At 65.7% G+C, this 23,482-nt stretch carries 18 protein-coding genes; 11 read left to right on the forward strand and 7 right to left on the reverse strand.

What is annotated here, in order from left to right:
- Positions 1 to 67: 67 nt before the first annotated feature.
- Positions 68 to 1,741 carry an alpha-amylase family glycosyl hydrolase gene (locus V9K97_RS21485; RefSeq protein ID WP_337320531.1) on the forward strand — a complete coding sequence of 558 codons (1,674 nt, stop codon included), beginning with the start codon at positions 68 to 70 and terminating at the stop codon, positions 1,739 to 1,741.
- Here V9K97_RS21485 and V9K97_RS21490 read toward each other — a convergent pair.
- From V9K97_RS21490 to V9K97_RS21505, 4 genes are read right to left on the reverse strand one after another with little or no spacing between them, the layout of a single operon-like run.
- Complete coding sequence (locus V9K97_RS21490) at positions 1,726 to 3,987, reverse strand: CocE/NonD family hydrolase (RefSeq protein WP_337320533.1); 2,262 nt, start codon at positions 3,985 to 3,987, stop codon at positions 1,726 to 1,728. The genes V9K97_RS21485 and V9K97_RS21490 overlap by 16 nt on opposite strands.
- Positions 3,984 to 5,744: an ABC transporter ATP-binding protein/permease gene (locus V9K97_RS21495; protein ID WP_258503359.1), complete on the reverse strand. Its 1,761-nt coding sequence runs from the start codon at positions 5,742 to 5,744 to the stop codon at positions 3,984 to 3,986. Before V9K97_RS21495 ends, V9K97_RS21490 begins: the two co-directional genes overlap by 4 nt.
- A 3-nt stretch (positions 5,745 to 5,747) precedes the next feature.
- The gene (locus V9K97_RS21500; protein WP_258503360.1) at positions 5,748 to 7,136 is read right to left on the reverse strand and encodes a glycoside hydrolase family 15 protein; all 1,389 of its coding nucleotides are present in this window, start codon (positions 7,134 to 7,136) and stop codon (positions 5,748 to 5,750) included.
- Positions 7,133 to 8,428 carry a glucoamylase family protein gene (locus V9K97_RS21505; protein ID WP_258503362.1) on the reverse strand — a complete coding sequence of 432 codons (1,296 nt, stop codon included), beginning with the start codon at positions 8,426 to 8,428 and terminating at the stop codon, positions 7,133 to 7,135. The genes V9K97_RS21500 and V9K97_RS21505 overlap by 4 nt, the downstream gene beginning before the upstream one ends.
- A 132-nt stretch (positions 8,429 to 8,560) precedes the next feature.
- On the opposite strand from V9K97_RS21505, the gene V9K97_RS21510 reads away from it, so the two are divergent.
- Positions 8,561 to 10,705, forward strand: a complete 2,145-nt coding sequence (locus tag V9K97_RS21510) for a glycoside hydrolase family 3 N-terminal domain-containing protein (RefSeq protein WP_337320536.1) — start codon at positions 8,561 to 8,563, stop codon at positions 10,703 to 10,705.
- A gap of 99 nt (positions 10,706 to 10,804) precedes the next feature.
- Here V9K97_RS21510 and V9K97_RS21515 read toward each other — a convergent pair whose 3' ends face one another.
- Entirely contained in the window at positions 10,805 to 11,185 is a 381-nt protein-coding gene (locus V9K97_RS21515; protein WP_337320539.1) for a VOC family protein, read from the reverse strand.
- Positions 11,186 to 11,446: 261 nt separating this feature from the next.
- Here V9K97_RS21515 and V9K97_RS21520 point away from each other — a divergent pair, with 261 nt between their 5' ends.
- On the forward strand, positions 11,447 to 13,093 hold the full coding sequence (locus V9K97_RS21520) for an ankyrin repeat domain-containing protein (protein ID WP_337320541.1): 1,647 nt from the start codon (positions 11,447 to 11,449) through the stop codon (positions 13,091 to 13,093).
- Positions 13,094 to 13,152: 59 nt separating this feature from the next.
- Here the strand turns inward: V9K97_RS21520 and oxlT are convergent, their stop codons facing one another.
- Positions 13,153 to 14,511, reverse strand: coding sequence for an oxalate/formate MFS antiporter (gene oxlT, locus V9K97_RS21525; RefSeq protein WP_337320543.1), 1,359 nt, complete (start codon positions 14,509 to 14,511; stop codon positions 13,153 to 13,155).
- Between the two features lie 217 nt (positions 14,512 to 14,728).
- Between oxlT and V9K97_RS21530 the strand changes: the two genes are divergently transcribed.
- Complete coding sequence (locus V9K97_RS21530) at positions 14,729 to 15,190, forward strand: carboxymuconolactone decarboxylase family protein (protein ID WP_258503372.1); 462 nt, start codon at positions 14,729 to 14,731, stop codon at positions 15,188 to 15,190.
- A gap of 92 nt (positions 15,191 to 15,282) precedes the next feature.
- Complete coding sequence (locus tag V9K97_RS21535) at positions 15,283 to 16,368, forward strand: alpha/beta fold hydrolase (protein WP_337320546.1); 1,086 nt, start codon at positions 15,283 to 15,285, stop codon at positions 16,366 to 16,368.
- A 33-nt stretch (positions 16,369 to 16,401) separates the two neighbouring features.
- On the opposite strand, the gene V9K97_RS21540 is transcribed toward V9K97_RS21535, so the two are convergent.
- The gene (locus V9K97_RS21540; protein WP_337320548.1) at positions 16,402 to 17,187 is read right to left on the reverse strand and encodes a hypothetical protein; all 786 of its coding nucleotides are present in this window, start codon (positions 17,185 to 17,187) and stop codon (positions 16,402 to 16,404) included.
- 161 nt (positions 17,188 to 17,348) lie between these two features.
- On the opposite strand from V9K97_RS21540, the gene V9K97_RS21545 reads away from it, so the two are divergent.
- From V9K97_RS21545 to V9K97_RS21570, 6 genes are all read left to right on the forward strand, one after another.
- Positions 17,349 to 18,536, forward strand: coding sequence for a fumarylacetoacetate hydrolase family protein (locus V9K97_RS21545; protein WP_337320550.1), 1,188 nt, complete (start codon positions 17,349 to 17,351; stop codon positions 18,534 to 18,536).
- A gap of 134 nt (positions 18,537 to 18,670) precedes the next feature.
- Positions 18,671 to 19,753 carry a type VI secretion system protein TssA gene (gene tssA, locus V9K97_RS21550; RefSeq protein ID WP_337320552.1) on the forward strand — a complete coding sequence of 361 codons (1,083 nt, stop codon included), beginning with the start codon at positions 18,671 to 18,673 and terminating at the stop codon, positions 19,751 to 19,753.
- 107 nt (positions 19,754 to 19,860) lie between these two features.
- On the forward strand, positions 19,861 to 20,430 hold the full coding sequence (tssB, locus tag V9K97_RS21555; protein ID WP_126746717.1) for a type VI secretion system contractile sheath small subunit: 570 nt from the start codon (positions 19,861 to 19,863) through the stop codon (positions 20,428 to 20,430).
- Between the two features lie 27 nt (positions 20,431 to 20,457).
- Entirely contained in the window at positions 20,458 to 21,966 is a 1,509-nt protein-coding gene (tssC, locus tag V9K97_RS21560) for a type VI secretion system contractile sheath large subunit (RefSeq protein WP_337320554.1), read from the forward strand.
- Between the two features lie 47 nt (positions 21,967 to 22,013).
- Positions 22,014 to 22,496, forward strand: coding sequence for an Hcp family type VI secretion system effector (locus V9K97_RS21565; RefSeq protein WP_126746719.1), 483 nt, complete (start codon positions 22,014 to 22,016; stop codon positions 22,494 to 22,496).
- A gap of 119 nt (positions 22,497 to 22,615) precedes the next feature.
- Positions 22,616 to 23,482 carry a type VI secretion system accessory protein TagJ gene (locus V9K97_RS21570; RefSeq protein WP_258503380.1) on the forward strand — a complete coding sequence of 289 codons (867 nt, stop codon included), beginning with the start codon at positions 22,616 to 22,618 and terminating at the stop codon, positions 23,480 to 23,482.

Raw genomic sequence — 23,482 nt, forward strand, 5'->3', positions numbered from 1 at the left:
CGTCGTGATCCCCAGCCCACTTTGTAGAGACAATAAACCCGCTCGAAACCGACATGAGGGGATCAAGATGTCAGCCGACGATTGGTGGAAGTGCGGAATCGTCTATCAGGTCTATCCGCGTTCGTTCCAGGACAGCAACGGCGATGGCGTCGGAGACTTGGGGGGAATTCGCGCCCGGCTGGATCATCTGGTTTCGCTCGGCGTCGATGCGGTCTGGATCTCGCCGATCTATCCCTCGCCGATGGCTGACTTCGGGTACGACATCTCCGATTTTTGCGACGTCGATCCGCGCTTCGGGACGCTGGACGGCTTCGATGCGCTGGTGCAGGAGGCGCACGCGAGGGGGCTCAAGATCATCCTGGACTTCGTGCCCAACCACACGTCGGACCGTCATCCGTGGTTCGTGCAGAGCCGCAGCGCGCGCAGCGATGCGCGACGCGACTGGTACATCTGGCGCGACCCGGCACCGGACGGCGGGCCGCCCAACAACTGGCTCAGCAATTTTGGCGGGCCGGCCTGGGCTTTCGATCCGGCCACCGGCCAGTACTACGCCCATTCGTTCCTGAAGGAGCAGCCCGACCTCAACTGGCGCAACCCCGAAGTGCGAGCCGCGATGTACGAGGTGCTGCGCTTCTGGCTTCGGCGCGGCGTCGACGGATTCCGCGTCGACGTGCTCTCTCAGATCATCAAGGACGCGCAGTTCCGCGACAACCCGCCGAATCCGGACTTCGTGGAGGGCCAAGACCCGTTCTTTCGCTGGTTGATGCTCTACAACACGGACCTGCCGGAGGTGCAGCCCATCGTGGCCGAGATGCGCCGGGTGGTCGACGCGTTCAGCGACACACGCTCGTCGCGCGTGCTGATTGGCGAGCTCTACCTGCCGCTCGCGCGCCTGGTCGCCTACTACGGACTCAACGCCGAAGGTGTGCTCGAAGGCGTGCAGCTGCCCTTCAACTTTCAGCTGATTGCGACCGAGTGGCAGGCGGCGCGCATCGACCGCTTCGTGCGCGACTACGAAGCCGCCCTGCCCGCGGGTGCCCAGCCGAACTGGGTGCTGGGCAACCACGACAGATCCCGCATTGCGAGCCGCGTCGGGCCACAGATGGCGCGCCTCGCGGCCATGCTGCTGCTCACGCTGCGCGGCACGCCAACGCTCTACTACGGCGACGAGATCGGCATGACGGATGTTCCCATTCCCACCGATGAAGTGCAGGACCCGTTCGAGAAGAACAAGCCCGGCATGGGCCTGGGCCGCGACCCGGAGCGAACACCCATGCAGTGGAGCGCCGAAGGGCACGCGGGCTTCACGACCGGTACGCCGTGGCTGCGCCTGGCGTCCGATTGGCCCACGAACAATGTGGAAGCGCAATCACGCGACGCAGGGTCGATGCTGACGCTCTACCGCCGCCTCATTGCGTTGCGCCGCAGGCAGCCTGCGCTGAACCGGGGCAACTATGAAGCGCTTGAAACCGAGGGCGAGGTGCTCGCCTATGCGCGCAACGGCGAAGGGCAGCGGCTGGTGGTGCTCCTCAACTTCGGTACCAGCTCGGCGCCGATCTCGCCGGCGTTGACGCCGCGCCAGCCGATCGTGCTGGCATCGACCGATGCTGCGCGCGCCGGGTTCATCCAGGGGCCTCTGGTGCTGGCGCCTTGCGAAGGCGTCGTTATCGGCACCGCGAGCGACAAGGGCCCCGACGACACGATGGGCAATCAAGGCTTGCCGGTCTATATCTCGACGTAGCTGCGCGCGTGCCAACGCACGCGCACAGGCCACTTCGCGTCGGCGATGGTTTCCGAATTCACGTCCTTGCCGCTGCCGTAGTTGACCTGCCGGTCGGCGCGCCTGTTGAGGCCAATCAGCAGCACGATGCGGCTGCCTGCCGCCAGCCTGCACGCCGTCACGCGTTCGGCGGTGAACGCAAGCAGCTGACGTTCGCCGGCCCGCAGAAGCCTGCGGCGCACGCGATTGGCGGCGTAGCTGGCGCGGAAGTCGTAGGGATCGAACAGCAGCCGGTATTCGCCGCTTGCCGTCTGCTCGTACACCGAGACGTTGAAGTCCACGTCCTGGCGCGAGGGCGTGATGTCGAACACGCCGCGCAGGCTACCGACGATCTCGGTGTCCTCCAGGAGCGGATCACTGGCAAAGCTGATGCGGTTGCGCGTCGGCAGTTGGTTTGCGCGCAGCGCGTCCGGCCACGGGATGCGCACGTCACGCCGATCGGCCAGATCGACCGAAAGCCGCGCGTTGCCACCGCCTTCGGACGCCGTCGGCAACAGGCGGTGCGGTTCGTCGCGCTCGCGGGTGTCGAGGTAAAGGCGTAGCGGGGTGCGCTTCGGCGCGTCCAGCGCCGGCACATGGCGCCACTGGTCCGCGCCCATCACCTGGTAGTTGACGCGGTCCATCAGCAGAGAAGGCTTGTTCGCGCCCTTCAGGATGTGGTCGAACCATTGCAAGCGCAGCTCGGGCAGGTCGACGCGTGCGGCGGGGTCCAGCGTGTAGCCACGCAGCGTCGGCGCCGTGCCGAGCCGGACCGAGGCCGCGTCGTAGGGGCCGAGCAGCAGCGTCGTGTCGGCCTGCGGGCGGTTGCGAAGATGCTCTTGGTGGAAGTAGAGCGCGCCGGCGTCGGCGCCGTAGTAGCCGGCAAAGCTGAGCACCGGGATGTCGATGCGCGCAAACTGCTGCGCCGACGGCAGGAACTTCTGCCAGTAGCGATCGTGGCTGGGGTGCGTCAGCCAGGTGCGGATCAGCCTGCTGCGCTTGCCGATCAGGACGCGGTCGATGTCCCAGTAAGGGCGATTGCCTCGATACCACCGCGCGTCGAGTGCCTGCCATGTCGCGTCCGGGTTGGCGTCTGGGCCGGCCCGCAGCGGCTCGGCATTCGCATGCTCCTGTGCCCAGCGGACCATGGCGTTGCGAAAGATTTGCCCGGCCTTCGGAAAGTCGATGCCCGGCGCCATCGGCGCGATGGTGGCGATGGCCTTGAGGGCGGCCGGTCTCAAGCGGGCGGCGGCCCAGGCGGCGTAGCCGGAGTAGCCGTCGCCGAGCATGCAGACGCGGCCGTCGCTCCACGCCTGCTGGGCAATCCAGTCGATGACGGCGGCGGCGTCTTCGCCGTCGCGGATGAACGGCCACACGGCGCCCGTGCCGTCGGGCATGCGTCCGCGCACGTACGCCGTGACGCCGACGTAGCCCTTGACGGCGCTGCGATGGGCGTCGTCCTCGGCGGGGTCGAGCGTGAAGCGCAGCAGCGTCGGCAGAGCATCGCTCGTGCGGCCGGGCCGAACCAGGCTCGCGAAGATGACACCGCCGCGCACCGGAATCCTGAGGTCGGTCTCCGCCACGTAGCGGGCGCGGTTTTCCGCCGCGAGCAATTCGGGCAGCAGCGCAGCGAAGCTGCGGCGCGACTGGTACGAATGCCAGGTTCGCACGAGCGCCAGCGCATCGGCCTGCGGGAGGCTGCCCTTCGCGCGCCACAGATCGAAAGCTTGGCGCAGCGGCTCTCTGTACACGGCCGCCGGGATCTCGAGCCGCGCCATGATGGCCTGGGCTTGCGCGTTGTCGAGCGGCGACACCAGTTCCTGAAACGCGCGCGCGAAGGCTTCGGCAAAGCCGAGACGCGCGTCCGCTTCGAGTGCGCGCGCACGCGCATAGATACCGTCGAGGATCGCACGCTGGACCAGGTCGTCGAACGGCTTGCCTTTGCGGCGGCTGCGAAGTGACGCGCTGCTGTCGGAGGCTGCACGATAGGCACCGCTGACGATCTGCAGGGCGGCCAGGTTGGCCAGAAAGACGTCGGTGTCCGCCTCCTGGTACACAGGCAGGATGCGCTGGGCCAGGTCGCGCATCAGGTCCGCCGCGGTGGCATCCTCAGGATCGCGCGGTGGCCGGAAGCCGAAATCCGCGGCCCAGGCCCACGCGGGCAGCGCAGGAATCAGCCGCATGAGGGCGCGACGCGCACGACTGAAGGTCGACTCGGGGCGTCTCATGGTAGCTGCTCCTCGGGCACGGCGTTGGGTGCCTTGACCAGATGCACCACCTGCGTGAACAGCCGGTCGTGCGCTTGTCCGGCCGAGCCTATGTGGACAACGCCCGTGTGCGTGAGCTTGCCCAGAACATCGATGATGAGTTCGAGCGTGTCGTCGTCGAACGCGCCGAAGGCTTCGTCCATCACCAGCCAGGGCGGTGCCTGCAGCGCCACCCGGGCGAAGCCCAGGCGCAACTGCTCGTCCATGCTGAGCTCACGTTCCCAGCGAGCTGTCTTGTTCAGCAAGGGTTCCAGGCGCTGGAGGCCCACACTCGCCAGTGCGGCCACCATGGCTTCTCTGGGGTAGCTCGACGGTTCCATCGCATACGACAGCACCTCGGCCAGCGTGCCGCGGGGAATGTAGGGCGTGCCGCGCGGCATGTAGTGGATCGCTTCGCCGGCAGGCCGGCGTACGGTGCCGGAGCCCCAGGGCCAAAGGCCCGCGAGCGCCCGGAACAGCAAGGTCTTCTCGGTGCCCGGTGTGCCGAGTATCAAGACGCGTTGGCCGCGGTGCACAACGAGCTCCGGGGCGTCCAGCCGGTCGTGGCCGCTCCAGGAGCGAACCTCGAGCGATTCGATCGCGAGCGCCTCGGCTTCGCCCTCCTCATAGGCGATGCGGCTGCCGCCTGCCTGTGCCTCCAGATCGGACGCCAGCATCCGGCGCAGGTCGGCGACTCGCAGCAGCGTGGCGCGCCAGTCGGCAATGATGCTGAAGTTGTCGACAAACCAGCGCAGCGACGACTGAGCCTGCGTGAAGGCCGCGGCGGCCATCATCAGGCCACCGAACGAAACCTTTCCGGAGAAGTAGAGGGGGGCGGCCACCAGCGTCGGCGCGATGATGGTGACCCAGCCGAAGCCTGCGGTGACCCAGGTCAGGTTGGTCAGGCCGAGCACCACGCGAGAGGTAGCGCGCAAGACGTCACCGAAATGCATGGCGACGCGGCGCTTCTCGTCGGCCTCGCCGCCCGCCAGGGAGATGCCGTCGAGATGCTCGTTGATGCGCGTCAGCGAAAAGCGCAGTTCGCCTTCACGCGCGTAGCGCTCGGCGTTGCGCGCGATCAGGCCGTTGCCGACCCAGTAAGTGACCAGCGACCCGGCGATCGCATAAGCGATGGCCGCCCACAGCATGAAGCCCGGCAGCACGTGGTCCCTGCCATCGAAAAAGAGACTGAAGTCCTTGGAGAGGACCCACAGCACACTCGCAAAGCTGCCGAACAGCATCGCTGCCTGCAACAGACCTACGCCGAGGGCGACCGACAGATCGCACAGCTTCAGCGTGTCGTCGTGCATGCGCTGGTCGGGGTGGGCCCCCATCGGTCCGCTGGCCTGGAGCCAGAACGCACGGCGGGGCTGCAGCCACAGCCCTACCAGGTCCTTGACCACGGCCTCGCGCAGCTTCAGTTGCAAGGTTTCGCCCAGCCATCTCTGCGCGACATTCAAGACCAGCAGCACACCCGCAATGATCGCGAAGACGCCGACCTGCACCACGAATTCGTTCAGGTCGCGACGCGAGATTGCATCGTAGAACGGCTTGTTCCAGCTGTTGAGCTCGATCTGCCCATACGCCGTGAGCGCGACGACCACGACGATCGCGGCCATCAGCGCGACAAGCGTCCTCGCGACCGGGGACACGCGCAAGGCGCCGAGCAGCTCGCTGACCTGGCGGAAGAAGCCGGTCCTTGCGGCCGGCTCGACGCGGTTCTCCGGCCTCGCGCTCATTGCCTACTGCGACGCCTCGCAGGCAGCGGCCGCGATGCGACGCGCCGAGACGCACGAAATGAACGCGGCGTGGCTCCATGCCAGTTGCTTCGCAGAGGTCTGCGCGCCGCTGCGTTGGTCGAACTGTTCCGACAGATCGCCGCCGGCGGGCGTGTACGCGCGCACGGTGGCGAGGTAGGCGTCACCGCGCCCCATCCACTCGTTCCAATGGCGTGCATCGCCGCCCATCGCCGCCGCGGCGCGGAAACAGAACTCGGCGGCGCCGAGGGTCGAGAAGTAGTACGCGCCGCCCGAGTAGTACACGTCGCCGCCGTAGCGACCCATTGCCGCACCGCGGCCTGCGCCCCGGCCATGGTTGATCGGATAGGCCGCATCGAACAGCGCGTCCAGGCGCACCAGCGTGTCCTGCATGCGCGGGTCGGACGGTCCGTGTGCGTCCCCGGTGCCGGAGCTGTGGATCGCCGACAGGATCACCGCGATGTCCAGCGCCTTCGGACCGGGCCGCCCATCCACCAGTGCGCGTGAGCGGTAGTAGCCGTGCGCCGCGCCGTCCCGTTCATCGACCCAGTAGTCGTCGAGCAGCCGCAGCACGGCCTGCGACTCATCCCGGCAGCGCTGCGCCAGCGCCGTGTCGCCCAAGCCCTCCAGCCATGCCGCGCCTTCGGTCAACGCGGCCCCTGCAACGCGCAGTGTGTAGTAGTGGTGGCCGAGTTCTTCCTCCCAGATGTCGTATGACGGCTCGCGCCAATAACGCAGCGTGAAGTCGAGATCGAAGCGGATCAGCTTGGAAACCTCCGCCAGCAGCGGCGCGTCGAGGTGCCCGCCGGCTGCCCAGCGCAGCAGGGCCAGCGCGCGCAGCGGCGCGCCGTCATGCTGGGGGCGATTCCATCGGCAGACGTCGAGCGTGCCGTCGGGGTTCACCCGTGTCTCGGCGGTCACCAGGTCGCCGAAAGCTTTCGCAAGGTCATGGTCCTCGCGCAGGTACTGCAGGAGCTCGGGGGCCACGCACGCGCTGCGGTCCTCCACCGCGGCAGCCGCGCGGCCGTCGAGCCGGTTCAAGTCGAGGCTGAAGCGAGTGAAGTCGCGCAGGTGCTGCAGGGCTTCATCGCCGACGCGCCCTTCGGCGTAGAGCAGGCGCAGTGCATCGATGACGACCGCGGAATCGCGGAACCAATGAAAGAAGTAGTCGGGGTCCGGGTTGTAGTCGGCGAGGATGGGCGAGGCGACGATGGCGCCGGCAAGCGGGCGTATGGTCTGGCCGAAGCCCGGGCGATGCTTGACGATCGACACCGGCGAGATGCTGGTCAGCATCGCCGCCGCCGAATGGCGCAGCTGTGTTTCGAGCCAGGACTCGAAAGCCGGGTCTTGCAGGCTCGACGCCCTGGACTTCATGCTTCCGGCGGCACGAGATGCGGGCTGCTGAAGTCCAGGCGCCGCAGCCCGGCCTGCACTTCAGGCACGCTCATGAACAGTTTCCACAAAAGGCCCGTGCGATGGTTCTCCATCATCACGACGATCGGCCCCTGGTCGATCGCAAGATAGGTGTCTGCGAACCATCCTCGCTGCTCGCAGAACGCATCGACGAAGCCGTAGTCTCTCCACACCCGCTCGCCATGCGCGGTGAGGAAATGCCGCAACACCCGCATGACCTCGGCCGGCGCGTACGGCAGGCTGGCCAGTGCGGCCGTCGGCGAGATGGTGCCGTTGTCGTTGTTCGGATCGTGCGCAAGGTAGCCGTCGGGGTCGTCGCTCGCGGTCAGTCCCCAGCACGATTCGCCGTAGCCCGCATAGCCCCGAGGATTGGCAACGCAGTGGGCGCGGTTGATCTGCACGTGGCGGCTGTTCAGATCCCAGTAGTCGGCATAGCGATCCTTCAGGCCGCGTGGATCGAGGCCGCAGAACGAGTAGTGCGCAAAGAACAGCGGGCCGGCGTTCGGCGGGCCCAGCGGCAGTTCGATGCCGTGATACGAGTGGCCGTTGAGGAAGTCGGGGCCGGAGGCGTAGCCGCGGTGGTAGACCTTCGGATCGATCGCATGGCGTGGCGCGGCCGCCGCCAGAAAGTAGGTGATGAGGCACTCGTTCCAGCCGTGCACCTGATGGTTCATGGCCCAGCCGTGGTTAGGGCTCCAGTGCCAATACAGCACATCCTGTCCGCCCTGGGTAAACCAGTTCCATTCGACCTCGTGCCACAGCGTGTCGATGTCATCGCGCAACCGGCGCGCCATGGCCGTGTCCTCGCTGAAATACTGGCGCGCACACAGCAGGCCCATGCAAAGGAACGAGGTTTCGACGAGATCGCCCGCGTCGTCCTTGGGGCTCATCGGGATCGTCGCGCCACTCGCCCCGTCCATGAAGTGCGGGAAGGCGCCGTGGTAGCGCTTGGCGCGCAAGAGCGCGTCCCGCATGCGCCCCAGGCGCTCCAGCGCTGCGTCCCGCGTGACCCAGCCGCGCTCCACCGCGACGATCAAGGCCATGATGCCGAAGCCCGTGCCGCCGATTGCGACCCTCTCGTCCGCCAGGTCTTCGCCCGTGGCGCCGACGAGCGTGCGGCGGTCGAGCGCCAAGCCACTGGCGGCATCCGCACCGTCCCAGAAATAGCGGAAGGTCTGCCTCTGCACGGCGTCGATCAAGGCTTCATCGGGCAGGGCTGCCAGTGCCCTCGGGTTCCTGTCATCCTTCAGCACGAACGGCTCCTTTCGTTGTCGTCTCGGTAACACGTTTGGTTTCACCGAATTGTCGGCAGCGCAACGCGGCCGAGCACTCTCCGCCCGCAGCATGCCATCATTAAGGCCCCTGGGTTCTATTCGAAATCCCTGATGAGCCGCATCGACACCCTCATGGCCCGGATGACGCTAGCCGAAAAGCTGGGTCAACTGACGATGACTGCCTCCAGCTACACGGTCACCGGGCCGGTGCTCGCGGGAGACTCCACGCAGTCCATCATCGACGGCACCGTCGGCAATCTGCTGAACATGGTCGGCGCCGGTCCCACGCACGAAATGCAGCGGCTGGCCGTCGAGAAGTCACGGCTTGGCATTCCACTGCTGATCGGCCTGGACATCATTCACGGCCATCGCACGCTCTTCCCGATTCCGCTTGCCGAGGCCGGCACCTTCGACGAAGACCTCTGGGAGCGAACGGCGCGCGAGGCCGCGCGCGAAGGCGCTGCCGACGGCCTGGCGATGACTTTCGCGCCGATGCTCGACGTATCGCGCGATCCACGCTGGGGCCGGACCGCGGAAGGACCCGGCGAAGACCCCTGGCTGAACGCACGCATCGCACAGGCGAAGGTGCGCGGCTTCCAGGGGGCCGACCTGTCATCGGCCGAATCGCTGGCCGCTTGCGCCAAGCATTTCGTCGCGTACGGCGCAGTCAACGCGGGGCGGGAGTACGCCGCCGTGGACATCTCGGAGCGCACCTTGCGCGAGGTGCATCTGCCGGGCTTCGCAGCAGCGGTGCGCGCCGGCGTCGCGACGCTGATGCCCGCCTTCACCGATCTCAACGGCGTGCCGATGACGGCGCACATCCCCTTGCTGCGCGACTGGCTGCGCGGCGAGATGGGCTGGGACGGCGTCATCGTCAGCGACTACAACGCGATCGCGGAATTGATCAAGCATGGCGTCGCGGCCGATCTCGTCGATGCCGCGGTCCTGGCGCTGAAGGCCGGCGTCGACATGGACATGATGGCCGACGCGTATCGCAAGGGCCTGCCGATCGCGCTCGAGCAGGGACGGGTGACCATCGAAGAGATCGACGCGAGTGTGCGCCGCGTGTTGCGGCTCAAGGAGCAGCTCGGCCTGTTCGACGACCCCTACCGCCGCGGCGCGACACCGGAGCCTGCGGCGGTTGTCGCCGAGCGGCACACGCTGTCGCGAGACGCCGGGCGCAAGGCCATCGTCATGCTGAAGAACGAGCGGGACACTCTCCCCTTGGCTGCTGCACCGAAGGCACTGTGCGTCATCGGTCCGCTGGCCGACGCAAGCACCGAGATGAAAGGCCCGTGGTGGGGTGCCGGCGAACACGAGCCGGCCGTCAGCGTGCTTGCCGGCTTGCGGGCCGCGCTTCCGCACACCGACATTCGCCATGCACCCGGCGTCGCCATCGAAGGTGGTGACGACGGCGGCATCGAAGCTGCCATTGCGCTCTGCGACGGCGCCGACGCCATCCTGCTGTGCCTGGGCGAGCGTGCCACGATGAGCGGCGAGGCGGCGAGCCGCGCGACGCCCGCGCTTCCCGGCCGGCAGCAGGCCCTGGCAGAAGCGGTAACGGCACGCGCACACGCGCTCGGCATACCCGTCATCGCGATCTTGTTCTCGGGCCGCCCGCTGGTAATCCCCTGGCTGGCCCAGCACGCCGATGCGCTCCTGGCTGCGTGGTTCATCGGCATCGAAGCCGGCCATGCGATCGCCGATGTGGTCACGGGCCGGCTGTCGCCTGGCGGTCGCACGCCGATGAGCTGGCCGCGCGCCGTCGGGCAGGTGCCTATCTACTTTGGCCAGCGTCCCACCGGCCGTCCAATCAACCCTGCCGACTACTTCACGAGCAAGTACCAGGACGTCGAAAACACGCCGCTGTATGCCTTCGGCCACGGCTTGACCTACGGCCGGTTTATCTACGAAGAGCTTCAGGTCGAGCCGCGCCGCGTGTGCGAGCAGGACACGCTGAAGATGAGCGTCAAACTGCGCAACGTTGGCGCGCGCGAGGCTGAAGAAACAGTCTTCCTGTTCATTCGTGGCAAGCGAAGCCGTGTCACGCGGCCGTTGCTGGAACTCAAGGGCTACGCGAAGCTGCGATTGATGCCTGGCGTTGCCGGCTCGGTGAACCTGGAACTGCCGGCGGCCGAGTTGCGCTACCTAGGGCCGGACCTGCAGCCCTTGTTCGAGTCAGGAGAGGTCGAGATCTTTGTCGGGCCGAGTGCTGAGGAATCAGGGTTGCTGCGCCAGATCATCGAGTTGTGTTGAAGCACTGCGGATTTCGTCGTCGATGTCGGCGAAGGTGAACGGCGGCAGCCAGTCTGAAGCGGTCGTTTGGCTCTCTGCCTAAAGGACCGTTTCTGGCCGTCAGCCGCCCTTAACCGCAGTAGCACGATGGGCCCGGCTCGAGATGCTGATGGAGTTCTTGTCGAGGTCCTTCGCATTCGCAAACGCATAGCCGTTGGCTTCGTGCACCGTACCGAATACCAGACCGTCAAGCTTGGCTTGCGCGGCGAAGGCTGCCACGTCTTTCACGTGGAAACTGAGCTTTACGCCCACTTGCCCAAGCTTCACGGACTTGGCTGCCTGATGGATGAGCATGCCGGCGCCGCCGCCCGGATGCTTCAGCTCGATCAGGCCCTCGACGACCTCGCCATCTGTCACGAAGCCGAAATGGCGGGCATAGAAAGCAGCCGCCTTTTGCATGTCCCTGGCGTAGATGATGACGGTTCCTAGCGGCGAATCCATACGTGCCTTTTCATGTGGATCGGACGCTCGACGTCCGGCTTTTTTTGCCGACTGTAACCTCAGGGTTCGACACAAGAAATGCCTGCTGCAGCGGCAGGCACGAGAAGTCCCGCGCCGCACCAGCATGTTTTATGATCTCCCCGCGTGCAAGACGCGCCCGGGCCCGCGGGAAGGGTTGAACCCACTTGCCTCGATCTCCCATCCACGCCTTTTGTGCAGCCGACACTGCGGGTCATCGGCATCTGATGCACGGAGGTGTCCATGAAGCGCGTTCCCCCTCGTCCCGACATTGGCCAGCTGAAGAAGCAGGCCAAGGAATTGCTCACCCTTTATCGTCGTGAAGATGCCGCGGCGATGCAGCGATTCCGCGAATCTCTGCCCGCGGCTCGCGGCAAGGAGAACAAGGACCTGCTCGCCATGTCCTTGCGCCTGCACGACGCACAGTCGTGCCTGGCGCGGGAGCATGGCTTTCCCTCTTGGGCCGACCTGCAGCTCTTCGTCCATGCGCGCCGCGCGCTCGCCGACGATCCGAACCTGGCGGTGCGCCGATGGCTGTCCATGGTCTATGCCGGCGATGTCGCTGGCGGCAACAACGCCCACCGGCCCGCCGTGGCCGAACGGTTGCTCATCGAGAACCCCGCGCTGCCCGGCGACGATCCGTACCTGGCTTGTGCTGTCGGGGACGAGGCTGGCTTGCGTCGCGCGACATTGCAGGATCCCGCATGGGTCCACCGCGAAGGTGGGCCGCTGCGCCTGCCTCCGCTGGTGGCGGCGACTCATTCGGGGCTGGCAAGCCGGCCGGGCTTTCGGGAGCGGTTGCGCAGTTGCGCAAGTTTCCTGTTGGCCGCCGGCGCGTCGCCCGGCCAGTCCGTCGGCAACCGTTGGCCTCCGGCTTCGCTGGAGGCGCCTTCGGCCACCGAGCGGCTGTCGGCGCTCTACGGCGCCGCGGGCAAGGCTTTCGATCCGGAGCTGACCCGCCTTCTGCTCGAGGCCGGTGCCGATCCGAACGATGGCGAGTCTCTCTATCACTCACTCGAAGCGCCCGCGTGCACCAAGCTGCTGCTCGATGCCGGCGCGCAGATTACCGGTTCGAACGCGATGTATCGCGCGCTCGATCTCGACGACGCCAGCGTATTGCAACTGCTGCTCGATCACGGTGGCGATCCCAACGAGCCACCGCTGGGTCCGCCGACATCCGATTGGGGATCGCCGCTGCTGTGGGCGATCCGCCGCCGCCGTTCGCCTGCTCATGTCCAAGCCCTGCTTGCGGCCGGCGCGAAGGCGGACGCGTGCACACCGGATGGCGTTCCGGCCCGCACACTGGCGCTTCGCTTCGGGCAAGCCGAGGTTGCCGCGCTCCTGGAGCGTGCAGGCGCGGACCGTGAGCCGCTTGCAGTGGCTGAAGCCTTTGTGGCTGCCTGCGCGAGCGGCGACACGGAAACAGCTCGCGCAATTCAGGAGGCCCATCCGGGCGTGATCGACGCTCTTGACGATGCCCGGCTGCGCATGCTTCCCGAACTCGCTGCGCAGGGGTGCGTTGCCGCGGTCAAGGCGATGGTGACGTGCGGTTGGCCGATCGAGATTCGCGGTGGCGACATCGACGCCTCAGCGCTCAACCACGCTGTTTTTCGTGGCGATGCGGCGCTCACGCACTTTCTGCTGGAGCACGGCGCCGATTGGCGGACGCTGCACGGCTTCGGCGACAACGTTTGCGGCAGCCTGTCCTGGGCATCGCTCAACGAGCCGGTCGAAGGCGGCGACTGGGCCGGCTGCGCAAGGGCCTTGTGCGCACATGGCCTGCCACCTGCACGGCCGGACCCGACCGGCTCGGACATCGTGCTGATCGGGGAGAAGCGCTATCGGTTCGCGGACGACGTCACGGATGCGCTGCTCGGCGCCGCTGCTTAGCGCTCTTGGCGATTGCCGCAGAAGCAAGTAGCCGTTCTCACCGCAGAGGTGCACAGCAATCAGCGCCTTCGTCCCAAGCTCTCATTCCCCGCCTCGATCGTCCTCCGGCGCATCGGCGCGAGGAGGAGCTTGGCTGCAATGCCGGCGCCGATCGACACGACGGCAGCCACCAGGAATACGCGGTCCCAGTTGCCGCCCGCGGCGAGTACAGAGCCCAGCGGCACGAACAGCGACGCGGTGCCCTTGGCCGTGTACATGGTGCCGGCGTTGCTCGCGGCATTCTTGCCGCCGAAGGTGTCGGCCACCAATGCCGGAAAGATCGAGTAGATCTCGCCCCAGAACAGGAACACCAGCGCCGCAAAGGTCATGAAGGCCGCAGGTTCATGGCCGTACAGCTTCAAGCCGAGCAGCGCCAACCCTTCGCCGACGAAGACCAGCAGCATCGTGTTCTCGCGGCCGATCCTGTCCGAGACGAAGCCGCACAACGGCCGGGTGAAGCCGTTCGCCAGGTTGTCGATGGCAAGCGTCACGGTCAGCAGCGGCATCGACATGCCGAGAAAGTGCATGGGCAACTTGTCGATGTGAAAGTCTTTCGCAATGGGGCCGATCTCTGCCGTCGCCATCAGTCCACCGGCGGCCACCAGCACGAACAGCAGGTAGGTGAGCCAGAAGACGGGCGTCTTCATCATCTGCGCAGGCGTGTAGTCGACCTTGGTCATGACCAGGCGTGTTTGCGCGGCCACGCCCTTGGGGGCGAAGGGCTTTGCCATGAACATCGCGAGCACGAAGATGCAGCCTCCCTGGAGGATGCCGAAGTACACGAAGGTATGTTCGTAGCCCGTGCTCTGGATCATGTTCGCAATCGGGATCACGGTGAGCGCCGCGCCGGCACCGAACCCGGCCGCCGTGAGCCCCGCGGCCAGGCCGCGCTTGTCAGGAAACCACTTCAGCGCGTTGCCGACGCAGGTGCCGTAGACGCAACCGGCGCCAATGCCGGAGATCACGGCGGCCGTGTAGAGCATGGCCAGCCCGTCGGCATAGGCATTGAGAATCCAGCCCAGTGCGGCGAGCACGGCGCCCGCGGCTACCACCGGACGCGGGCCGAAGCGATCGACCAGCCAGCCTTCGACGGGTACCAGCCAGGTCTCCACCACGACGAAGATCGAGAAGGCAATCTGGATCGCGCCCAGCCCCCAGTGATGCTTGGCCTCCATCGGGGCGACGAACAGGGTCCAGCCGTACTGCACGTTGGCGATCATCGCCATGCAGACGATGCCCAGCGCGAGCTGCACCCAGCGCAACGATCTGCCCGGGGCTGTAGTGGTGGGGGTGGAGGTGGTAGCGGCCGTGGCGGCCACGTGGGGGGTGGTTGCGATGGCTGCGCGCGAAGGCGTGCCATCCCTGGTCTGAGGGATCATGACAAGAACCTTTCCTTTGTCTCTTTTGTGGAGTCTGTAGTTGTGGAAAGCCATCGGATCGCCGCACTCGCGTGCGATCGATCCGAAGGGGCAATGTCCGGGCGATCGCAGGAAAAACTCTTGACCTGCGTCAAGATTGCCGTCGCCTGTCACAAAACAATGTGCCCGCGCGTCTAAGAGGTGTTTCCCCCAACCCTCAAGCTACAAGGAGCTCACAATGTCCTCAGCCCGACTCGACTACCACGCCCTCGCGCCCGCCGCAGCACGCGCCGGCGCACAGTTTTCCCACGCCGCCGGCAGCACGCTGGACAAGCGCCTGCGTGAATTGGTGAACTTGCGCATCAGCCAGATCAACGGCTGCGCTTTTTGCATCGACATGCACTGGGCCGACCTGATCAAGCAGGGCGTGGACCCGCGCCATGTCAACGCTGTCGCCGGTTGGCGCGAGGCGGCGCGCTTTTTCAGCGAAGCCGAGCGCGCCGCGTTCAACTGGGCGGAGGCCGTCAATGCGGTGCCGCAGCGCACACCCAGCGACGCGGACTTCGAGGCCGTGAAGCGGCACTTCAGCGATGCGCAGATCGCGGACCTCACTTTCGCGGTCTGCGCCATTCGCTCGTGGAACATGCTCAATGCCAGCTTCCACATGCAGGTGCCCGAGACGCCATACACGGCCGGTTGAATTCGCCCGGGCGGCGGCGACGGCCGCCGCCTCCATCGCGCGGCAGAGGTGGCTTTCGCGGTAAATTGCGTTCAAACCACAGGAGACAACGCATGCCCGCCAATCCGCAGTTCAATCGGTTCGCCCTGCGGGCCGCCTTGTACTCCTGCCTCGCGATGCTCGCGTTGGCGAGCAGCGCCGCCGACTATCCGCCGCCCAAGGAGGGCAGCTGGATCGCGAAGGACTTTCGCTTTCACACCGGCCAGGTCATGCCGGAACTGCGCCTGAACTACGTCACCATTGGCGCACCCAGCGGCGAGCCGGTGCTGATCCTGCATGGAACCGCCGGCTCGGCGGCAAGCATGCTGACGCCCGCATTTGCCGGCGAGCTGTTCGGCGTGGGCCAACCGCTGGATGCCACCCGCTACTACATCATCATTCCCGACGGTCTGGGAACCGGCAAGTCGGCCCGGCCCTCCGATGGCCTGCGTGCCAAATTTCCCAGCTACAACTACGACGACATGGTGGACGCGCAGTACCGGCTCGTGACCGAGCACCTCGGCGTCAAGCACCTCCGGGCGATCGTCGGCAATTCAATGGGGGGCATGCACGCGTGGACGTGGGGCGTGAAGTACCCGAACGCCATGGACGCGCTCGTGCCGATGGCGTGCCAGCCCACCGAGATGTCGAGCCGCAACTGGATGATGCGACGGCTCCTGACGGAGTCCATCCGCAGGGATCCGGAGTGGAACAACGGCAACTACACCGTCCAGCCTCGCAGCGCGCAGTTTGCCTCCGTGTTCTTCGCCACGGCCACCAACGGCGGCAACCTTGCCATGTACAAGGCCGCGCCGACGCGCACCCAGGCCGACAAGCTGCTGGAGACGCGCCTGAGTGCACCTTTTGCCGCGGACGCAAACGACATCCTCTACCAATGGGAAGCGTCCGCCGACTACAACCCGTCACCCGGGCTGGAGCGCATTCAGGCTGCCGTGCTTGCCATCAATGCAGCCGATGATGAACGCAACCCGCCCGAGACCGGCATCATGGAACGTGAAATGAAGCGCGTGAAGAATGGCAGCTACTACCTGATCCCCGCCAGTGACCGGACGACCGGGCACGGAACCACAGGGCAGGCAACGTGGTGGAAGGCACAGCTTTCGGAACTGCTGCAAAAAGCGCCGAGACGAGGGCTGTAGTCAGTCGTGCTCCATGAGAAGCGCGCGGGACGCCTATCCGGCATGAACGCACTGGCGCAGTTTTTCGCGCGCGTCATGCCCGCCGTTCCATCCAATGTTGGAAACAGTCCTGCCGTCGATCAGCAGTTCGAAATGCTCGACATCGAGCATCGTATCGATGGCCCTGTCGATGTCGGGCACTGTGAGCGCGATGGCTCCGAAACGAAGTCCCGGCATTGAATAGTTGACCGCTTTCACTGTTTGTGCCGGATAGCGCGACTGTTTCATCGTGACCGTGATCGTCTGGATATCCGCCGGCTGCGGAATATCCGCGCCCCAGAAGGTCAGCATTCCGCCGTCATGTTGGGGGCCTGGCCCCGAGATGCTCACCAGCTGCCCCTGTTTCTTCCAGGCGGCGGTGCAGGTCTTGCCGGGCCTTGCCTTCGGATCGACCCGGAAGACCTCCCACCCGCCCAAGTACATTCGCTTGAACGCCGGATCGCGCGCCATCTTCTCTTCGATCGCGGCCATTCGCGCCTTTTCAGTAACGACCGCGTTGTGCTGCGCCTTGATGCTGCGGACCATCCGCTCCATCTCCGCGTCATAGAAGGACGTGGTGTCGACCGATGCGGCATAGGCGTCGCGTGGAGCGCTCGGCGCGGGCGCGGGGCCCGCAACGCAGAGCGGGAACGGGCCGACGCCGTGAGAGCCGCCTGCCATGCCCACACGCCGCTCGCCTGGCGAGCCGTTGCACGGATAGGCCGCCGCCGCCAAGCCGGGCAGCAGGAGGATTGCCGCGGCCGCACCGGCCGAGGAGAGGAAGCGAAGGACAGCGTTCATCTCGAATTCTTATAACGTGTGGCGAAGCGCGAACGGGCAATGGCAGTTGCTGCCTTCACGGCGTCTCAAACGCAGCCCGGCGCCTGACGCGCCGCATTCTTGCATCAAAGCATGGCGCTACGATCACCCATCTACCGACAAACCCAAGAGAGACAACTCCCATGCCATTGAACCTCGACACCTCCTCGAGCCTCCCGCAAGACGCCGCGCGTGCCACGCTGGTCGGCCGCCTCTGGCAACCCGGCGTCGGGCCGGTGCTGGTGGCCGTCCATGAGGGCGGGCTGCACGACCTTTCCAAGCTCGCGCCCACGATGAGCGACCTGCTCGAAGCGAAAGAATCGCCCTCCGAGGCGGTGCGGCGAGCGCTGCAGGGCGGCCAGGCGCCGCGCATCGCCTCGCTCGACGACGCCATTGCCAACAGCGACGCAACGGCGCGCGACGAATCCAAGCCCTGGCTGCTCGCACCTTGCGACCTGCAGGCGATCAAGGCCAGCGGCGTGACCTTCGTCGAAAGCCTGCTCGAGCGCGTGATCGAAGAGCAGGCGCGCGGCGACGCATCGCGGGCCGAGGCCACGCGCGCCGCGCTGGGCGGTGTGCTCGGCGACAACCTCGCGGGCATCGTGCCGGGCTCTGCCGAGGCCGCAAAGGTGAAAGAGGTGCTGCTGGCGCAGGGCGCATGGTCGCAGTACCTCGAAGTGGGCATCGGCCCCGACGCGGAGATCTTCACCAAGGCTCCGGTGCTCTCTTCGGTGGGCACCGGTGCCGACATCGGCATTCACTCGGCGTCGGTGTGGAACAACCCCGAGCCTGAAGTCGTACTGGCCGTGAACAGCCGCGGCCAAACGCTGGGCGCGGCGCTCGGCAACGACGTCAACCTGCGCGACTTCGAAGGCCGCAGCGCACTGCTGCTCGGCAAGGCGAAGGACAACAACGCTTCCTGCGCCATCGGCCCGTTCATCCGCTTGTTCGATGCGCACTTCGGCATCGACGACGTGCGCCGCATCACGGTTGCGCTCGAAGTCACGGGCCCTGAAGGCTTCAAGCTCGAAGGCTCGAGCTCGCTGTCGAAGATCAGTCGCGATCCGCTCGACCTGGTGTCGCAAGCCATTGGCGTGCACCACGACTACCCCGACGGCCTCATGTTGTTTCTCGGCACGATGTTCGCGCCGACACAAGACCGTCATGGTCCTGGGCAAGGATTCACCCATGTCGTCGGCGATCGCGTCCGCATCGCCGCGCCGGAACTCGGCGCACTTGTGAATCGCGTGGTTCATTCGGACCAGGCGCCACGGTGGACTTTTGGGTTAAGCGCGTTGATGCGCAATCTTGGTGGGCGCGGATTGCTGTAATCGTTCTTTCTACGCTTTAAAAGGAGTTGTACTCCTTTGTAATTCATAGGCAGCACGTAGCAATGTGTTGCTGTTGACCGCGCTTCGCGTTCCCCTCAAGATAACCATTGTTGATGGTTGTTAATAAAAGGGAGATGGCGTTGCCGCCAAGCGAGATCGAACTACTGCAGTCGCCTGTTGAAGGCCCGCTTCCGTGCGGCGAAGACCTCGAATACGACCCCGACTTCATGGCGTTGCAGCAGGCAACGACCGGAAAGCGGGAGCAGCAGTTCGGCTCGACCATCATTCCGGCCGAGCCGCCCGACTGGGCTCGCGTCGAGCGCATCGCAAAGCAACTGTGCCAACGCACGCTCGACCTGCGCGTACTGGTTCCGCTCACGCTGGCGTGGACCGAGAGCCGCGGGCTGCCCGGTTATGTCGACGGCTTGCAAGTGGTCGACGGCGTGCTGCAAAAATTTTGGGACGACGTGCATCCGCGCGTGGTCGATGATGGTTTCGAAGACCCGCTGCCGCGCATGAATGCGTTGGCCGCATTGGCCGAAGCCGAGGGATTGGGACGCAGCGTGCGCGATGCGCGCCTGCTCGAAGACGCCGGCGTGTCGATGAGCCTGCGGCAGGTCGAGGCGCTGCTCGATTCGAGCAAGGCCGACCAGATCGACTACCCGGGCGGCATCGGCCGGCTGCGCGAAGTGGCGCGCCGTGCGCAGGAAAAGTCGGCGCCGCCGGTGCTGGCATTGCATGCGGCGCTGGAGCTGCTGCAACGAATTCGCGAGACCTCGGAGCGGGCCTTGGGGCAAAGCTGGGCGCCCGATTTTTCCAGGCTCGAACGTTCTCTTCGTACCGTGGTGCAGCTGCTGCCTGAGCAGGCCCAGCAGGCACCGGCCGAAGCATCGGAAGTCGCGCAAGGCAGCGAGGCCGGGCCATCGGCCTCGCCGGGGCAAGGCTCTGCCAGTGCTGCCAATGGTGCGAGCGGCCAGCGCGTAGCGGGCATTAAAGATATTGAAATATCGAATCGTGATGATGTGCAGCTGTTGCTGGAAAAGGCGTGCCAATACATGGAACGCACCGAACCCAGCCACCCGGCACCCATGCTCATCCGAAGAGCGCAAAGACTGCTGGACCTCAACTTCTTCCAGATCATCGAAGAACTCGTACCCGAGGGCTTGCAGAAGATTGAAAGCCTGGCGGGGCGCTCGCTGAGTACCGGCACCGAATAGAAGTGCCGACAAAAAAAGTGGCAGGGCGGCAAGCAGCGCGGGAACGCAAGGTCAGATTGGTCAGAGGCAACTCCGACCCACACGCATAGAGATTCAAGAGGAAGCTTATGGCAGACAACCGTGTCAGAAACAGTGGTCAGAAGTTCATTGCGCGCAACCGCGCGCCGCGCGTGCAGATCGAGTACGACGTCGAGATCTACGGCAGCGAACGCAAGATCCAGTTGCCCTTCGTGATGGGCGTCATCGCCGATCTCGCGGGCAAGCAGGTCGATCCGATGCCCGACCTGGCGGAGCGCGACTTCATGGCTGTGGACATCGACAACTTCGATGACCGCATGAAGGCCATCAAGCCGCGCGTGGCCTTCCAGGTGCCGAACACGCTCACGGGCGAAGGGCAGATGAACGTCGACATCACCTTCGACAGCATGGACGACTTCTCGCCCGCGCGCATTGCACGCCAGGTGGGCGCGCTGCAGCACCTGCTCGAGGCGCGCACCGAGCTTTCCAACCTGCTGTCCTACATGGACGGCAAGAACGGCGCCGAGCAGCTGATTGCCCAGGCGCTGCAGAACCCGGAGCTGCTCAAGTCGCTCGCGTCCGCACCCAATCCCGCCGTTGCCAAGGCGGTGGAAGCGGCAAACGAGAAGTCCGGCGGCCCCGGCACCTCTTCCGAATAAGCAGCGCAAGCCGACAGGACGTCCATCATGAGCACCGCACCCAAACAGACAGCGCGCGCACAAGCCGCCACCATCGAAGCGCTCGAGCCCAACGAGTTCTCCGACCTGCTGCAGCGAGAGTTCAAGCCCAAGACCGACCAGGCCCGCGACGCGGTGCAAAGCGCCGTCAAGACGCTGGCGGTACAGGCGCTCGAAAGCACCGTCACCATCTCGAACGACGCCTACCGCACCGTGCAGGCGATCATCACCGAGATCGACCGCAAGCTCTCCGAGCAGATCAACCAGATCCTTCACCACGAAGAATTCCAGCAGCTCGAAGGCGCATGGCGCGGCCTGCACTACCTGGTCAACAACACCGAGACCGACGAGCAGCTCAAGATCCGCGTGATGTGCGCATCCAAGCGCGAAGTGGCGCGCTCGCTCAAGCGCCACAAGGGCATCGGCTGGGACCAGAGCCCGCTGTTCAAGAAGATCTACGAGGCGGAGTACGGCCAGTTCGGCGGCGAACCGTTCGGCGCGCTCATCGGCGACTTTCACTTCGACCACAGCCCGCCCGACGTGGAAATGCTCGGCGAAATGGCCAAGATTGCCGCGGCCGCGCACTGCCCCTTCATTGCCGGCGCATCGCCCACGGTGATGCAGATGGATTCGTGGCAAGAGCTTTCGAACCCGCGCGACCTGACCAAGATCTTCCAGAACACCGAGCACACCGCATGGCGGTCGTTGCGCGAATCGGAAGACGCGCGCTACATCGGCTTGGCCATGCCGCGCTTTCTTGCGCGCCTGCCGTACGGTGCGCGCACCAATCCGGTCGACGAGTTCGAGTTTGAAGAAGAAACCGATTCGGCCCTGCACAACCGCTACACATGGGCCAACTCGGCCTATGCCATGGGCGTGAACATCAACCGCTCGTTCAAGCAGTTCGGCTGGTGCACGTCGATTCGCGGCGTGGAATCGGGCGGCGCGGTCGAGAACCTGCCCACCCACACCTTCCCGACGGACGACGGCGGCGTGGACATGAAGTGCCCGACCGAGATCGCCATCAGCGACCGGCGCGAGGCCGAGCTGGCCAAGAACGGCTTCATGCCGCTGGTGCACCGCAAGAACTCCGACTTTGCGGCCTTCATCGGCGCGCAGTCGCTGCAGCAGCCGGCCGAGTACTACGACGCCGACGCCACGGCCAACGCCAACCTGGCGGCGCGCCTGCCGTACCTGTTTGCATGCTGCCGCTTCGCGCACTACCTGAAGTGCATCGTGCGCGACAAGATCGGTTCGTTCCGCGAGCGCGAGGACATGGAGCGCTGGCTCAACGACTGGATCATGAATTACGTGGACGGCAGCCCAGGCACGTCATCCCAGGATACGAAGGCAATGAAGCCGCTGGCGGCGGCTGAAGTCCAGGTGGAAGCCATCGAGGACAACCCGGGCTACTACGCCGCCAAGTTTTTTCTCCGGCCGCACTATCAGCTCGAAGGGCTGACGGTGTCGTTGCGGCTGGTTTCGAAGCTGCCATCCAACAAGAAGGACAGCAGCTAGTTCAACGGTGTCCCGAAATCGGGCATATATAACTTTGGGGGTTAATCATGGCAGTAGACATGTTCATGCGCGTCGAGGGCGCAAACGGCGAATCCAAGGACTCGAACCATAAGGACTGGACGGATATCAAGTCGTTTGCATGGGGAGCGACGCAGCCTGGAAACATGGTCAGCGGCGGTGGCGGCGGTGTGGGCAAGGCAAGCTTCAACGACCTGCAGGTTCTTGCGCGCATCGACAAGGCGGCCCCGTCCGTCATGAAGAACTGCGCAAGCGGCAAGCACCTGAGCAAGGTCGAAGTGTCGGTGTGCAAGGCCGGCGGCTCGCAGATCGAATACACCCGCGTCACGCTCGAAGAAGTGCTGGTGACCTCGGTGCAATACACGGCCGAGCAGGGCAGCGATGCGGTGCTGGTGCAGTTCGCCTTCCAGGCCGCCAAGGTGAAGCAGCAGTACTGGGAGCAGACGGACAAGGGTGGCAAGGGCGCCGAAACCGTTCTGGCCTGGAACATCAAGGAAAACCGGGAAGCCTGATTTCCGTTTTTGCCTGACCGGACCCGCGCGCGCCGCATGGCGGCGTGCCGCGGGGCTCCGGTCACCCGCAGATATTCACCGGCGGCCCACGGCCGCATGCGAGTCAATGAGGAAGTTTCATGGGCGATGGGTTTGCAGTGCTGGGCGAGCGCTCCGTGGCCGAGCACACCGAATGGGTACAGCGGCAGATTCGCGCGCAGCCCCAGAACGCCAGCCTGCGGCTTGCTCTCGGCCACTTTCTTGCGTTGCGCGGCGAATGGCAGCGGGCTGAAGACCAGCTCAAGCTCGCCGCGAAGATCGATCCTTCTTTTGCTCCTGCCAGCGCCACCTGTGCGATGGCCCTGGCAGCCGAGCGCCACCGAACCGAATTCTGGAACGGCGGCCGTGCGCCGGCCGTCATTGCCGGCGATGCAGACTGGGTCGCGGGGCTGATCGCCGCCGCGGCGCTGCCGCCCGATCAGGCCGCGCAAGCGGCCGACCTGCGCGAAACCGCGCGCCAGGCGGCACCCGCCTTGCAGGGCACCCTGAGCTGTGTCGACCGGTCCGATTCGCGCGCCGTGCAGGCCCTCGACGGCGAGCCGGTGCAAAGCATCGAGTTCGCATGGCTTTGCGACGGCGACGTGCGCATTGGCGCCGTGCTCGAACTGCTCACGCCTTCGGGCTACGCGTGGCTGCCGCTGTCGGCGGTGCGGCGCCTCAAGTTTTCGCGTCCGCAGCACCTGGTCGACCTGCTGTGGGCGCCAGCCGAAATCGTGCTGCACGACGGCCGCGGGCTCAACGGCCTGGTGCCGGTGCGCTATCCCGGCGCGCTCGAGGCGCTGGAAGACGGGCTGGCACTGGGCCGCCGTACCGACTGGCTGCAATTGGCCGGTGAAGAGCAGTACGCCGGCGTGGGCCAGCGCACGCTGATCAGCGAAGCCGGCGACCATTCGCTGCTCGACATTCGCCTGGTCGAGTTTGCCGCCGCGGAGAGTGTTGCCCAGTGA

Source organism: Variovorax sp. CCNWLW186 (genome assembly GCF_037203865.1).
Classification (GTDB): Bacteria; Pseudomonadota; Gammaproteobacteria; order Burkholderiales; family Burkholderiaceae_C; genus Variovorax.

Bases quoted from the DNA above. Each gene is read 5' to 3' on its own strand.
- V9K97_RS21485 (WP_337320531.1), top strand. From the start codon at position 68: ATGTCAGCCGACGATTGGTGGAAGTGCGGAATCGTCTATCAGGTCTAT.
- V9K97_RS21490 (WP_337320533.1), bottom strand. From the start codon at position 3,987: ATGAGACGCCCCGAGTCGACCTTCAGTCGTGCGCGTCGCGCCCTCATG.
- V9K97_RS21495 (WP_258503359.1), bottom strand. From the start codon at position 5,744: ATGAGCGCGAGGCCGGAGAACCGCGTCGAGCCGGCCGCAAGGACCGGC.
- V9K97_RS21500 (WP_258503360.1), bottom strand. From the start codon at position 7,136: ATGAAGTCCAGGGCGTCGAGCCTGCAAGACCCGGCTTTCGAGTCCTGG.
- V9K97_RS21510 (WP_337320536.1), top strand. From the start codon at position 8,561: ATGAGCCGCATCGACACCCTCATGGCCCGGATGACGCTAGCCGAAAAG.
- V9K97_RS21515 (WP_337320539.1), bottom strand. From the start codon at position 11,185: ATGGATTCGCCGCTAGGAACCGTCATCATCTACGCCAGGGACATGCAA.
- V9K97_RS21520 (WP_337320541.1), top strand. From the start codon at position 11,447: ATGAAGCGCGTTCCCCCTCGTCCCGACATTGGCCAGCTGAAGAAGCAG.
- oxlT (WP_337320543.1), bottom strand. From the start codon at position 14,511: ATGATCCCTCAGACCAGGGATGGCACGCCTTCGCGCGCAGCCATCGCA.
- V9K97_RS21530 (WP_258503372.1), top strand. From the start codon at position 14,729: ATGTCCTCAGCCCGACTCGACTACCACGCCCTCGCGCCCGCCGCAGCA.
- V9K97_RS21535 (WP_337320546.1), top strand. From the start codon at position 15,283: ATGCCCGCCAATCCGCAGTTCAATCGGTTCGCCCTGCGGGCCGCCTTG.
- V9K97_RS21540 (WP_337320548.1), bottom strand. From the start codon at position 17,187: ATGAACGCTGTCCTTCGCTTCCTCTCCTCGGCCGGTGCGGCCGCGGCA.
- V9K97_RS21545 (WP_337320550.1), top strand. From the start codon at position 17,349: ATGCCATTGAACCTCGACACCTCCTCGAGCCTCCCGCAAGACGCCGCG.
- tssA (WP_337320552.1), top strand. From the start codon at position 18,671: ATGGCGTTGCCGCCAAGCGAGATCGAACTACTGCAGTCGCCTGTTGAA.
- tssB (WP_126746717.1), top strand. From the start codon at position 19,861: ATGGCAGACAACCGTGTCAGAAACAGTGGTCAGAAGTTCATTGCGCGC.
- tssC (WP_337320554.1), top strand. From the start codon at position 20,458: ATGAGCACCGCACCCAAACAGACAGCGCGCGCACAAGCCGCCACCATC.
- V9K97_RS21565 (WP_126746719.1), top strand. From the start codon at position 22,014: ATGGCAGTAGACATGTTCATGCGCGTCGAGGGCGCAAACGGCGAATCC.
- V9K97_RS21570 (WP_258503380.1), top strand. From the start codon at position 22,616: ATGGGCGATGGGTTTGCAGTGCTGGGCGAGCGCTCCGTGGCCGAGCAC.